Origin of the sequence: Microcoleus sp. B4-D4 (assembly GCF_036705185.1) — a bacterium.
Classification (GTDB): domain Bacteria; phylum Cyanobacteriota; class Cyanobacteriia; order Cyanobacteriales; family Microcoleaceae; genus Microcoleus.
The window spans coordinates 26,174-39,807 of sequence record NZ_JAUBTX010000037.1 but is presented as its reverse complement, the minus strand read 5'-3'; the positions used below and the strand labels follow the sequence as shown (position 1 = coordinate 39,807).

At 44.8% G+C, this 13,634-nt stretch carries 7 protein-coding genes and 1 pseudogene; 3 read left to right on the top strand and 5 right to left on the bottom strand.

Annotated features, from left to right (window positions below):
• Window positions 1-81 precede the first annotated feature (81 nt).
• A pseudogene (locus tag QUB13_RS30545) lies at window positions 82-5,485 on the top strand (AAA family ATPase).
• A 115-nt stretch (window positions 5,486-5,600) separates the two neighbouring features.
• On the opposite strand, the gene QUB13_RS22705 reads toward QUB13_RS30545, so the two are convergent.
• Entirely contained in the window at window positions 5,601-6,815 is a 1,215-nt protein-coding gene (locus QUB13_RS22705) for an acetate kinase (RefSeq protein ID WP_333385102.1), read from the bottom strand.
• A gap of 272 nt (window positions 6,816-7,087) precedes the next feature.
• Between QUB13_RS22705 and psaK the strand changes: the two genes are divergently transcribed.
• Window positions 7,088-7,348: a photosystem I reaction center subunit PsaK gene (gene psaK, locus QUB13_RS22700; RefSeq protein WP_194012539.1), complete on the top strand. Its 261-nt coding sequence runs from the start codon at window positions 7,088-7,090 to the stop codon at window positions 7,346-7,348.
• A 41-nt stretch (window positions 7,349-7,389) separates the two neighbouring features.
• On the opposite strand, the gene QUB13_RS22695 is transcribed toward psaK, so the two are convergent.
• From QUB13_RS22695 to QUB13_RS22685, 3 genes are read right to left on the bottom strand one after another with little or no spacing between them, the layout of a single operon-like run.
• Window positions 7,390-8,028, bottom strand: coding sequence for a histidine phosphatase family protein (locus QUB13_RS22695; RefSeq protein WP_333385098.1), 639 nt, complete (start codon window positions 8,026-8,028; stop codon window positions 7,390-7,392).
• A gap of 28 nt (window positions 8,029-8,056) precedes the next feature.
• A complete protein-coding gene (locus QUB13_RS22690; RefSeq protein ID WP_333385095.1) occupies window positions 8,057-8,746 on the bottom strand; it encodes a DUF3226 domain-containing protein in 690 nt (229 codons plus the stop codon).
• Window positions 8,739-9,743, bottom strand: a complete 1,005-nt coding sequence (locus QUB13_RS22685) for an AAA family ATPase (RefSeq protein ID WP_333385092.1) — start codon at window positions 9,741-9,743, stop codon at window positions 8,739-8,741. The genes QUB13_RS22690 and QUB13_RS22685 overlap by 8 nt, the downstream gene beginning before the upstream one ends.
• Before the next feature lie 103 nt (window positions 9,744-9,846).
• Here QUB13_RS22685 and QUB13_RS22680 point away from each other — a divergent pair, with 103 nt between their 5' ends.
• Window positions 9,847-10,056, top strand: coding sequence for a DUF433 domain-containing protein (locus QUB13_RS22680; protein ID WP_333385089.1), 210 nt, complete (start codon window positions 9,847-9,849; stop codon window positions 10,054-10,056).
• Between the two features lie 220 nt (window positions 10,057-10,276).
• On the opposite strand, the gene QUB13_RS22675 is transcribed toward QUB13_RS22680, so the two are convergent.
• Entirely contained in the window at window positions 10,277-12,754 is a 2,478-nt protein-coding gene (locus tag QUB13_RS22675) for a phosphoketolase family protein (protein WP_333385163.1), read from the bottom strand.
• Window positions 12,755-13,634 lie beyond the last annotated feature (880 nt).

The following is a 13,634-nucleotide window of genomic DNA, read 5'->3' as shown; positions in this document are numbered from 1 at the left end:
TTTTTGCCTTTCTAACGTGCTATTCTATACACAAAGCTGGTGCGTTTTGACTGCGCGTTAATTTTTAGCAAAAAAATCAATATGCTCTTGATTCCAGGCGTTGCCGTTGTGACACTTGTCTATGAAAGCGCCAACTCTCTGGTTTACCGAGCCATTCGGGAAGCAGATAACCAGCCGCTTATCCTCAAATTTCTTAAAGAAAGTTACCCCACACCTCAAGAATTGGTGCGCTACCGCACCGAATACCGCATTACCCAAGAGTTGAAAGAGGCGGGAGTTGTGCGAGTCTATGACTTGCAAAAATACCAAAACAGTCTCGTGATGTTTGTAGAGGACTTTGGCGGTGAATCCTTGACAATTTGGATGCAGCAGCGAAAGTTTAGCCTCAAGGAGTTTCTGCAAATTGCGATCGCCACCACAGAAGCATTAGGTCAAATTCACAGCGCAAATATCATTCATAAAGATATTAACCCCTCGAATATTGTTTATAACCCGGAAACGGAACAATTAAAAATTATTGATTTTGGCATTTCCACTCAACTAACGCGAGAAACACCGATACTGAAAAACCCCGGCATTTTGGAAGGAACCCTTGCTTACATCTCACCAGAACAAACCGGGAGAATGAATCGCACTCTCGATTACCGCACTGACTTTTACTCCCTCGGTGTCACCTTCTACGAATTGCTGAGTCGAAAACTGCCTTTTGAGACAGAAGACGCTTTAGAGTTGGTTCACTGCCACATTGCCAGACAGCCGCTTTTCCTGCAGGAAATCGAGCCAGAAATTCCCCTAATCGTATCTCAAATTGTCAGTAAATTGATGGCGAAGAATGCCGAAAACCGCTATCAAACAGCCTTCGGAATCAAGCATGATTTAGAAATGTGTCTGGTTCAATTACAACAAACGGAAAGCATAGAAGAATTTGACTTGGTAAGCCGAGATATTACAGACCGTTTCCTGATTCCCGAAAAACTATACGGCAGAGAAACAGAAGTTTCTAATCTATTAGCAGCCTTTGAACGAGTTGCATCAGGACGATCCCCCCAACCCCCCTTAATAAGGGGGGCTTCATCCGACTCCCCCCTTCTTAAGGGGGGCGGGGGGGGATCGCATTTAGGAAGCAGTGAAATGATGCTGGTAGCTGGCTTCTCTGGAATTGGCAAAACCGCCGTAGTGAACGAAGTCCATAAGCCTATAGCCAGACAGCGTGGCTATTTTATTAAAGGCAAATATGACCAATTCCAGCGCAATATTCCCTTTAGTGCATTTGTACAAGCATTTCGGGAATTGATGGGGCAATTATTATCAGAAAGTGATGCTCAGTTACACACATGGAAAACCCTAATTTTGACAGCAGTAGGCGAGAGTGGGCAAGTGCTGATTGAGGTGATTCCTGAGTTAGAACGCATCATTGGCGCTCAACCGACTGCACTAGAATTGTCGGGTAGTGCAGCACAAAATCGCTTTAATTTGCTGATGCAAAAGTTTGTAAAAGTATTTACTACTGCCTCACATCCATTAGTGATGTTTTTGGACGATTTGCAGTGGGCGGATTCGGCATCGCTGAAGTTGCTACAACTATTGATGGAGGATAGGGGGCATCTGTTGGTATTGGGTGCTTATCGGGATAATGAGGTGTCGCCCGTTCATCCGTTTATGTTGACGGTGGATGAGATTGTTAAGTCTGGGGCAGTGGTGAATACTATTACGCTGCAACCGTTGAGCCAAAGATATCTGAATCAGTTGGTGGCAGATACGCTGATTTGCGATTTATCTTTAGCCGAACCCCTGACAGAATTGGTTTATCAAAAAACCCAAGGTAATCCCTTTTTCTCGACTCAATTCCTCAAGGCGTTGCATGAAGATGGTCAAATTAGATTTGACTGGGATGTACGGCATTGGCAGTGCGATCTCGATCGAGTTAAATTTGCCGGCACCTCGGATGTGGTGGACTTTATGGCGGCGCAATTGCAGAAGTTGCCTGCCCAAACTCAGGATGTTCTCAAACTTGCCGCGTGTATTGGGGCGCAGTTTGATTTAGAGACATTGGCAACAGTCAGCGAAGAATTACCAGAAGCAACGGCATCAGCGCTGTGGAAAGCCTTGCAAGAAGAACTCATTTTAGTGATTTCCGAAGGCTATAACTTCATTCAAGCAGATGCTAAATTCCCCAATCATTCTGTTGCTAATCCAACTTATAAGTTCCTGCACGATCGCGTTCAGCAAGCGGCTTATTCATTGATTCCCAACGATCAAAAACAAGCCACTCATCTCAAAATAGGACAGTTACTTCTACAAAATTTCTCGGATATTGAAAGAGAAGAAAAACTCTTTGATATTGTGGGACATTTGAATCAAGGAATTGAGTTAATTAATCAATCAATTAAGCGAACGAGAAGCCTTAGCCCAACTTAACTTAGAAGCGGGAGGTAAGGCAAGAAGTTCTACCGCCTACGCTGCGGCAAATATCTATCTGCAAACAGGGATTGAACTGTTGACAGCCAACTGCTGGCAAACTCAATATGAATTGACCCTAAATCTTTATGTTGCTGCTGCCGAAGCCGCCTATTTAAATGCTGACCTTGAAGGCATGGAACAAATGGCAGCCTTGGTGTTGCAAGAAGCTAAGACGATTTTAGACAAAGTGAAAATTTACGAGATTAAAATCGCTACTTACACAGCCCAGAGCAAGATGTTAGAAGCGCTCGCCGTCGGTAGAGATGTCTTGGGGCAATTAGGGGTTGAACTCCCCATCACACCTGACGAAACCCAAATTAGCCAAGCGCTACAAACCCTCAATAGCCAGCTTCAGGGAAGAAAAGTTGAGGAATTGATTGACCTGCCAGTAATGACTAATCTCCAAACTCAGGCAGCTATGCAACTGCTAGGAATGTTGATTTCAACCATTGTTCAAGCAATGCCGAGTTTGCTACCCCTACTTAGCTCGACGATGGTGAGTTTATCGCTCCAATTTGGGAATGCACCCGCATCAACTGTGGGGTATGGAGTTCATGGTCTGGTGCTGTGTGCATTTTTGGGAGAGGCGAAAACGGGCTATGGCTTTGGGCAATTGTCAATCTCATTACTAGAGCGGTTTAATGTGCGGGAATTCAAGTCTGTAACTCTGATTGGCTTTGGGGGTTATATTCAGCATCACCAAGAATCTATTAGGGCAACGATACCAATACTAAAAGATGGCTTTACGGCTGGCATGGAAACTGGCGACTTTCTCTCTGCTGGCTACAACATAGATTTTTACTTTTATGCTAAATTTTTCGGTGGGGTAGAACTAGACACTTGGGAAACCGAAATAGCAGATTACAGCGCTGCATTGGCTCAGGTGAAGCAATATTCTGCTCAGACTTCTTTGAAGATAATCCAGCAGACGGCGAAGAACTTGAGGGAAACCCTCAGCCAACCGGATTGTTTGATCGGAACTGCCTACGATGAAAGGGTAACGATTCCTAAGTACCATCAGAATAATGAATTCACGCCGATCACTATTGCCTACACTTACAAACTGCTGCTTGCCTACTCCTTCGGGAATTACACGGCAGCCCTCAACTACATTGGCCAAGCCAAACAGTATTTGATCGCAATATCGGGAATGGTTTTTCTTCCTATTTTCCATTTCTATGCCGCCCTGACGAACTTGGCACTTTTCCCCACACAGTCAGAAACCCAGCAAGCTGAAATTCTTGCTGAGGTGGAAACTCATCAAACCACTTTGCAGCATTGGGCGAAAAATGCTCCCATGAATTATCTGCATAAATGCTATTTAGTTGAGGCAGAACGGCAACGGGTGTTAGGTAATAAAGCGGAGGCGATTGAAATGTACGATCGCGCCATTGCTGGAGCTAAAGAAAATCAATTTCTCAACGAAGAAGCCCTTGCCAACGAACTAGCAGCAAAATTTTACCTAGAATGGGGTAAAGAAAAATTTGCCCAACTCTACATGATTGAGGCATATTATTGTTATATTCAATGGGGAGCCACTGCTAAGGTAACGGATTTAGAAACGCGATATCCGCAGTTATTGAAACCAATTCAATCGGGAAATAAAAACACTAAAACTACCGCAACAGTTACGACTGCTGGTTCGGCTAATAACTTAGATATCACCACAGTAATGAAAGCTTATCAGGCGATTTCCGGCGAAATATTGCTAGATAAGCTACTGTCTAGCTTAATGAAAATTTTGATAGAAAATGCAGGGGCGCAACGAGGCTATCTGATTTTGTCAAGCCAGGGAAAGCTGTTAATTGAAGCTGAAGGGACAATAAATTCTGAACAAGTTACCGTGTTGCAGTCAATCTTAGTTGATAATAGTCAAAAACTTTCCACCGCAATTGTCAATTATGTGGTCCGCACTCAAGAAAGCGTGGTATTAGATGATGCTGTCCGAGAGGGACAATTTACTAACGACCCCTACATCCAAAAGAATCAGCCTAAATCAATTTTATGCGTGCCGCTAATTAACCAATCTCAAATCGTCAGTATTGTTTACCTAGAAAACAATCTGACAGCAGGAGCTTTTACGCCAGAAAGAGTGGAATTATTAAAAGTGTTATCTGGACAGGCGGCTATCTCGATTCAAAATTCTAAGCTTTATACAGAAGTCCGCGAAAATGAAAGCAGGCTGGCTCAACTCAACAAAGCTTACGAGCGATTTATACCCTATCAATTTCTCCAATTTCTAAATAAATCAAGTATTATTGATGTGGAATTGGGCGACCAAGTGCAGTTAGAAATGTCGGTGTTGTTTTCAGATATTCGCGACTTTACCACACTTTCGGAAACTATGACGCCGGAAGATAATTTCAAATTTATCAATTCCTATCTTTCTCGCATGGAACCCGTGATTAATGAAAATAAGGGGTTTATTGATAAATATATTGGCGATGCGATTATGGCGCTGTTTAGCGGTGAGGCGGATAATGCGGTGAAAGCGGGAATTGCTATGCTGCACTGCCTCGTTGAATACAATCAAAATCGCGCCAATTGTGGTTATCCACCGATTCAGATTGGGATTGGCATCAATACTGGAACTTTGATGCTGGGAACGGTAGGAGGACCAAATCGCATGGACGGGACAGTAATTAGTGATGCCGTTAATTTAGCTTCTCGTGTGGAAAGTTTGACGAAAAATTATGGGGTGTCGCTGTTAATAACCCAGTCAACTTACTGGCGCTTAGAAAATCCCTCCCAGTACGCAATCCGCACCCTCGATACGGTAAAAGTCAAGGGAAAATCTGAAGCGGTGACGGTTTATGAGGTGTTTGATTGCGACTCGCTAGAAATTAAAGAAGGCAAGTTAGCGACGCTAGAATTGTTTGCAGAAGCTAGGGCGCTTTACTTGGAAGGGAAGTTAGCTGAAGCGGCACGGTTGTTTGCCGAGTGTTGGCGTCAGAATCAGGGCGATCGCGCGGCTAAAATTTATTGGGAACGCTGTCAGTCTACATTGGGGTCAACTGAAGACTGAAATCCTCGATATCGATGTTGATATCGAAGTCGGAAGCCCCTTTTTTTATCTATTACCAACCAGAAAAGAAACCACTCGTTTTCTAGCAGCCTCAAAGGGCGATCGCTTAACCGAATCATCCGCGAGAAATATCCCAACATTCCCGCCCAATTTCCCAATCTTCCTGAGTGTGAATTACCAAAACCCGCACCGCTGAATCAACCGCCGCAATATCATCATCCACTGGCGAATTCAAATTTTTCTCCCCATCCAATTTTAACCCCATAAATCCAAAAACTTCGCAAGCCGCAGCCCGCAAAACCGCCGAATTTTCCCCAACACCCGCAGTAAAAATCAAAGCATCCAACCCGCCCAAACTCGCCAACATCGCCCCGATACCAGCCCGCAAACGGTGCACGTAAATATCCAAAGCAAGTTGAGCCCGAGAATTACCATCTTTAATCGCTGCCAAAATTTGCCGCATATCGCTAGAAACCCCGGAAATCCCCTTCAAACCAGAATTTCGATTCAGAATATTATCTAGTTCCTCAGCGGTAAAGTGCGATCGCCTTAACAGATAAATTATGATACCAGGATCGATCGCCCCCGATCGACTTCCCATCATCAAACCATCCAAAGGAGTAAAACCCATCGTAGTATCAACACTCCGACCACCGAGAACCGCCGCCAGAGAGCATCCGTTGCCCAAATGACAGCTAATCAGCCGCAAATCGGCAGAATCGCGGTTGAGAATTTCAGCAGCCCTGCGAGTGCAATATTGATGGCTGATGCCGTGAAAACCGTAGCGCCGAATCCCCTCTTCCAGCCATTCGTAGGGGCCAGGATAAACAAACGCAGCGGGCGGCAATTGAGCGTGAAAAGCCGTATCAAAAACAGCAACTTGCGGCACATTTCCCAGTATTTTTTCGATTGCTTCGATGCCTTCCAAATTAACCGGATTGTGGACAGGAGCAAACTCAGCCAAACGAGAAATTTCCTCTTTTACTTCCGGCGAAATCAGCGTGCTTTGCTGATATTTTTCCCCGCCGTGAACGACGCGATGACCGACAATATCAATGTCCTTTAAACTATTAATAACTTGAGTTTTCCCCTGCCACAGAGTCTCCAGCATCCGAGCAATGGCCTGGGAGCGAGAATTTGAAGCGAATTCTTCCGCAAGCCTATTGCCCGCAGCAGTTTTGACCTGCAACTCCCCGGCATTTTCGCGGTGAGTCCAGTCTATTTGCGCTTCCCAGAGGGGTTGCGGCGCGCGATCGGGAAGTCGGTCATTTAGTTCGTACAAGCAGCTTTTGTGACTGCTAGAACCTGCATTTAAAACTAGGATTTTCATGGGAATTGGGAATTGGGAATTAGTAGTAGGGGCGGTGCCCCCGTGCCAGCCCTATTTTTTTACCTTTTCTGTTGGTTGGAACCTGTGTATTTTGCTAAAAAACCCGGTTTCTGGCTATCCGTATTAATTGTTAGCTATGCACTCATTATAACTTTGTTAAGGAATATGTCAAATTATTAAAAATTAATTCAAGATGTAGCCACGGGTTGCTGTTGTTTGATATATCTTCATCATCTGATTTTCATGGACTAAAAATTAAGGAGTCGATCGCCATGCTGACAACAATTTTACTAACCGTTACGGCCAGAACCGTAGAGTGGAGCCCCGAAATCGGTTTAATTATGATTATTTGCAATGTTGCAGCCATTGCTTTCGGCAGCTTAACCATCAAAAATCCTCACACAGGCCCAGCCGCGCCCTCAGCGAATCTGGTGGGCGGTTTGAGCTTGGGTGCACTTATCGGAAGTCTCTGCTTCGGTCATATTCTGGGAACAGGTACGATTTTAGGATTGTCTTACTTGGGCGCACTTTAGTTGAAAACTGTAGGGTGCGCCCCCGCACCTTACCGCCAATGTCAAGTACCAGGCAAATTGCGGAGAGTTTCATCCATGTACGATCGATCGCCCAAAACCTCCAGCATCGGCCCGCGCACATCAAACTTGACAACACTCACAGAAGCTGCTAAGGCGGCAATGCGAAGGCGATAACTTCCCAAATCGATCCCCAACAAACTGCACAGAATAATCCGAATAGTCGCCTTGTGGGAAACCACCAAAACATTACCATTCTTGTACTTTTCCTGAATTTCTGCAATCACTAAGGACGATCGGCTAGCAATTTGCACAGAAGTTTCCCCCTCAGTCGGTGGATTCCAAGCCGGTTCCGTCAACCAATTAATATAATCATCAGCATATTTTTCACGAACAAACTCAACTGTTTTACCCTCCCACTTGCCGTACTTAATTTCCCTCAATCCGTCGCGAAGTTGCATTTCAATTCCCACAGCATCGCACAGAGGTTTCGCAGTTGCGATCGTGCGTTTCATGGGGCTGACATAAACAGCATTCCAAGGCAATTTTGCATAAGTTGCAGCAAATTGTTCGGCCATCATAGAACCTTCCGGTGTTAATTCTGCGTCGAGGTCGCCGCAGTAGCCGCCAGTCTTGCTGTAAGTTGTTTCACCGTGTCGTACAAAGTAGATTTTTAAGCTCATGAGTTAATTGTGTGTGAATTTTACTATGTTAGCAAAAGAGTGTAAAAAACTCCTTCAAATCATCGAGAGCAGGATTATCCCAATCCCAAATATCTTTTTTCTGTTCCATAACATAATCAAACCCAGACATACTGCATTTCCTTCCAGCTTGTTTCTGATCCTGCTTTGAGCAAGTATCATACCTGAGATAGATGCTTACCCAGAATTTATCAAAATCTTTCTGCTTGATTTCCTTTCCCTCCTTTTCTTTTATGCAACTTCTCCAGCTATCCAAACAATCAGCATGAGGTGATTCTCTAGCCTTTATTGCCTTTAAAAGCGTTTCCAGTTCGCCTTTACCTCCAACATTTGTAAAGTAACAAGCCAATTTTGCATTTGTTCCATGATCTGTACAAATATCGATAAATTGTTTAGTGCTTGACAAGCTTTCAGCTTGAAACACTTGTTTTATACATCTATCTACGAATTTCAGCCGTTCTTGCTCTGAATAATTATCAATATCGATAATTATTCCAATCTTTTCGATATCTTTTCGGTCAATCTTTCTTATTAAATTTTTTAAAGCTTTGATTAACTCTGTTTCGCTCAAGCCTTCCAAAGGTTCATAATTATCTATATAAATAGGTTTTTCTACCTGAATATCGCAGTTTAGTTTCTCAACCATTGCCTGCATGAAAAATTTATCATTTTTACTTTCTACTATGACAGTATTACTCACCTCTCACTCCTTCTTGATGCTCAAGGGCATAACTAAGAGTTTCCAAATCGAGCCGACTTCCGATTATTTGATTTGTTTTGAGTTTCCTTGCTAGTTCAAAATATGCGCTGCTGCATTCCTGATTTGGTTCTAAACCCACATCAGCAAATGCTTGAAGCATCTCTAAACTGTGCGTTGTAGCAAAAATCTGCGTATCCAGTTCCACCGCCAAGCGAAATAAAATTCTCCAAAACTCCCGCTGGTTTTTATAGTGTATGCCATTCTCTATTTCATCGATTAGCAGGATTTTATGTTCGCTGTTTACCAGTTTCAAGATAATGTCTGCAACTCGGTTAATTGCATCTCCGAATAATGGAAGAGGCAAACGCTTTTCTCCTTTTTTTCTCAAGTACAGGGTGGGTTCACCAATTGAAAAGCTTTCTACTGATTCGATAGCCGGATCGATAACTTGAAAAGCTTTTAAAACTTCACTATCTTTATCATCCAAACGGGCGCGGTCGTAGGCTGCCGTGAGTTCTTTTCCAGAAATCCTGATAAAGGAGGGAATGATTGGTACTTCGTCAAGAGAAATGCTATAATTCATTAAACTTCTGGCAGGAACCTTGGTTGATGACCAAGTAGATTCATCCTCGTTTCTCATGAACTCAAAAATTATCTTATCTCTAAGTGAATTGATTTCTACTTTAATTTCTACTCGATCGGTATTATTGTTGTCGTCTTTGCCAATAATTCCTATAAATCTATCTTTTTTTAGTGCATAAAATAAGTTGTCCCAGGCTCTATCAGGCATAGCTTCTAGGGCTTTTGATGGCTCTCTTCTCAGATATCTTAGGATTGCGAGACTGCTAGCATTGGGAGCGAAATTGAGAAAAAGTGCTTCTAGCAAGGCTGTTTTGCCAGCATTGTTTTTACCGCCGATTAAATTGACTCTTTCAAACCCAGAAATTTTGATTTGCTCAAAGCATCTAAAATTTTGAATTTCTATTTCTTTAAGCATTACCGCCTCTTTTGAATGTACAAATCCTAAATCACCGTTGATTTATGCTAACATTAATTCTATCTTAGTTGTTTTACTTGAGCCGCAACAAGCAACGAACGTCATGCAGAATATAGACCTCTTTGAAGTGATTGAACGCGATCCGACCAAGGTGAGTGGTGCATGGGTATTTCGGGGAACGCGCGTACCTGTTGCCGCCTTTTTCGAGAACCTTAAAGATGGAGCATCTATTGACCAGTTTCTCGAATGGTTTCCGGGAGTAACTCGCGCCCAAGTTGAGGTATTGCTCGATCGCGCGCTAGCCTCATTTTAGCATCGTCCTGTATTCATCTCTCTCTTATCTTCCTCTGCGTTCTCTGCGTTCTCTGCGGTTAAATCATTCCGATCCAACCGGAATTGATATGACTAATTCTAACAGGATTTAGGTAAAAAGTGGAAGGGCTAAAGCCCTCACTACGAACCAGGTTTGTAGTGAGGACTTTAGTCCTTATAAATCTAGGTGAAGAAGGACTAAAGTCCTGACTACAAACCTCTTACCCAGGTGCACCCGATCGCACGCTTTGATCTCCTGTCGTTGTCGGATCTTTCGTTTCCTGCGGCGCATCCGACGAAACTGCGCCACCGTGCGGCCACTTCCAATCGCGGATTTCCGGCATATCGTCACCGTATTTGGTGATATACTGCCTGTGTTCGATCAGCTTGTCCCGCATAGCTTGTTTGCCGTAAGCTGCTACAGAGCTCAGTTTCGGAACCCGATCGAGTACATCACCAACCAAATGGAAGCGATCGAGATCGTTCATCACCACCATATCAAACGGCGTAGTAGTCGTACCCTCTTCCTTGTAACCGCGAACGTGAATATTCGGGTGATTAGTCCGGCGGTAAGTCAAGCGGTGAATCAGCCAAGGATAGCCGTGAAAAGCAAAAATCACAGGCTTATCCTTCGTGAACAAAGCATCAAAATCGCGATCGGACAAACCGTGCGGATGTTCGCTAGTAGGCTGCAGCGTCATCAAATCCACCACATTTACCACCCGCACTTTTAACTCAGGATAATCTCGGCGCAGAATGTCAACAGCAGCCAAAGTTTCCAGCGTCGGAACATCGCCCGCGCAAGCCATCACCACATCAGGTTCGCCACCTCGATCGTTGCTAGCCCACTCCCAAATACCGAGGCCAGTCGTACAGTGTTTGATCGCAGCATCCATATCCAAATACTGCAAAGCCGGCTGCTTCCCTGCAATAATCACATTAACGTAATTGCGGCTGCGGAGACAGTGGTCAGTTACTGACAGCAAAGTGTTCGCATCCGGCGGCAAATAAATCCGCACCACTTCCGCTTTCTTGTTAATTACGTGGTCGATAAAACCCGGATCTTGGTGAGAAAAACCGTTGTGATCTTGCCGCCAAACGTGAGATGTCAGCAAATAATTCAAAGAGGCGATCGGTCTGCGCCAAGGAATATCGCGAGTAGTTTTCAACCATTTAGCGTGTTGGTTGAACATCGAATCAATGATGTGAATAAACGCCTCGTAGCAAGAGAAAAATCCGTGTCTTCCTGTTAGTAAATAGCCTTCCAGCCATCCCTGACACAGATGTTCGCTGAGGACTTCCATCACGCGGCCGTCGGGGGTGAAGAGGTGGTCATCTTCCGGCAAAGTTTGGGCCATCCACTCCCGACTCGTCACTTCAAACACCGGATCGAGGCGATTTGAGGCCGTCTCGTCGGGCCCGACAACTCGGAAATTCGCGTTTTCCTGATTGAGTTTCATCACGTCTCGCAGGAAACGGCCGGTAACGCGGGTTGCTTCTGCAATCACAGCCCCCGGTTTTTGCACATCTACCGCGTAGTCTGCAAAATTTGGCATTTTCAAGTCTCGCAGCAGCTTGCCGCCGTTAGCGTGGGGATTTGCCCCCATCCGCCGATCGCCCTTGGGTGCGAGTTCCGCCAATTCTGGAATCAGTTGGCCCCGATCGTCAAAGAGTTCTTCGGGCTTGTAGCTTTTCATCCAATCTTCCAGGAGTTGGACGTGTCCAGGCTTAGAAGCCATTTCAGCTAACGGGACTTGGTGCGATCGCCAAGAACCCTCAGTTTTCTTCCCGTCAACCTCCTTCGGCCCCGTCCAGCCCTTGGGAGTTTTCATCACAATCATCGGCCACTGAGGGCGATCGGAATATCCCTCTGTCCGGGCTTTTTCCTGAATCGCCTTAATTTCCCCAATGACTGTATCCATAGTTGCAGCCATCAACTGGTGCATCGTTTCCGGGTCTGAACCTTCCACCCAATAAGGTTTGTAGCCGTAACCAACCATCAAACTTTCCAATTCCTCCTGCGGAATGCGGGCCAACACCGTCGGATTGGCAATTTTGTAGCCGTTGAGGTGCAAAATCGGCAACACGGCCCCGTCGCGAACCGGATTGAGAAACTTGTTAGAATGCCAGCTAGCAGCCAGCGGGCCAGTTTCTGCTTCCCCGTCGCCGACAACAGCCGCCACGATTAAATCGGGATTGTCGAAAGCCGCCCCGTAGGCGTGGACGAGGGCGTAGCCGAGTTCGCCGCCTTCGTGAATCGAACCGGGAGTTTCCGGCGCGACGTGGCTGGGGATACCGCCGGGAAACGAGAACTGTTTGAACAGCCGTTTCATCCCTTCTTCGTCTTCAGAAATGTTCGAGTAATATTCGCTATAGGTACCTTCGAGATAGGTGTTGGCCACCAAGCCGGGGCCGCCGTGTCCGGGGCCTGCGATGTAGATGGCATTGATGTCTTGGGCTTTGATGATGCGGTTGAGGTGAACGTAGATGAAGTTGAGGCCTGGAGTTGTCCCCCAATGTCCGAGGAGTCTGGGTTTGACGTGTTCGAGTTTGAGGGGTTCTTTGAGTAGGGGATTGTCGAGGAGATAGATTTGTCCGACGGATAGATAATTTGCGGCCCGCCAGTAGGCGTTAATTTTATGTAGTTCTGAGTCGGAAAGCAATTTTAATTGGGGGCTTTCGGTGGTTCCTAACGTCATCGGCTGTTGACTCCTGAGTTTTGGTTGTTTGGAAAAAATTGTTTGGGAAGTTGTTTGGCAAGTGCGATCGATCATATTTTGCGATCGGTAATATTTGCTATTTTTATTCCCTATTTTTGTCACAAACAATTGAATTGTAGATCGTTTTTGTCTATATCAAAGTTTAAATGAATCTTAATATTTTACTAAACATCGCGCTATTTTAACGGAAGAAAGGCGGCAACTAGCGAGGGCTCAAGGAATTATGCAATAGAAAATAGGAATTATGCAAGAGTTTTTGTAGGGCGCGGGCTGCGGGCCGATCGCTATAGCAATCCTTGCAGGAGTCGTAAAGTTTTTTACCCCACCCCAACCCTCCCCTTATTAAGGGGAGGGAGTAAGAAATTCACAAATGATTTAGGATTGCTATATATACTGCGCGTCGCCGGCTGTGCGGTGCAAGTTGTGAAAAATTATGCTTCAGGTAGAGGTCAGAAATATTAATAATAAATCTAAATAATAAATGTAAAAAGTTATCGAGGGCGATCGCACGCGCTCAATTCATTTTTCAAATTCATAAATTAAATAAGCTCTGTGACAGTCCCAGAATTATCGCCTTTCTCAACTCCTCATATCAAATCCTCTCTTCATCGGAATAATAAATTCGAGTCAACAGTCAACAGTCAACAGTCAACAGTCAACAGTCAACAGTCAACATAATTCCGGCGTAACCAGAAATGATATCACCTGTTTGAAAAAGGCTATATCGTAGATTGCTATCTCCATCTGGGTGCTGCTGATTTAGTAAATGTTTCGGCTTATGCTGAAGCTTACCCTGACGACATTGAGGAAGCAATCAGGCTGCAAGACGAGGCTGACGAAATCTTAGATATACCTAAAA

What these genes read in the sequence shown, in the direction of transcription:
- QUB13_RS22705 (WP_333385102.1), bottom strand. Translation starts at nt 6,815, where the DNA reads ATGAAAATCCTAGTTTTAAATGCAGGTTCTAGCAGTCACAAAAGCTGC.
- psaK (WP_194012539.1), top strand. Translation starts at nt 7,088, where the DNA reads ATGCTGACAACAATTTTACTAACCGTTACGGCCAGAACCGTAGAGTGG.
- QUB13_RS22695 (WP_333385098.1), bottom strand. Translation starts at nt 8,028, where the DNA reads ATGAGCTTAAAAATCTACTTTGTACGACACGGTGAAACAACTTACAGC.
- QUB13_RS22685 (WP_333385092.1), bottom strand. Translation starts at nt 9,743, where the DNA reads ATGCTTAAAGAAATAGAAATTCAAAATTTTAGATGCTTTGAGCAAATC.
- QUB13_RS22680 (WP_333385089.1), top strand. Translation starts at nt 9,847, where the DNA reads ATGCAGAATATAGACCTCTTTGAAGTGATTGAACGCGATCCGACCAAG.
- QUB13_RS22675 (WP_333385163.1), bottom strand. Translation starts at nt 12,754, where the DNA reads ATGACGTTAGGAACCACCGAAAGCCCCCAATTAAAATTGCTTTCCGAC.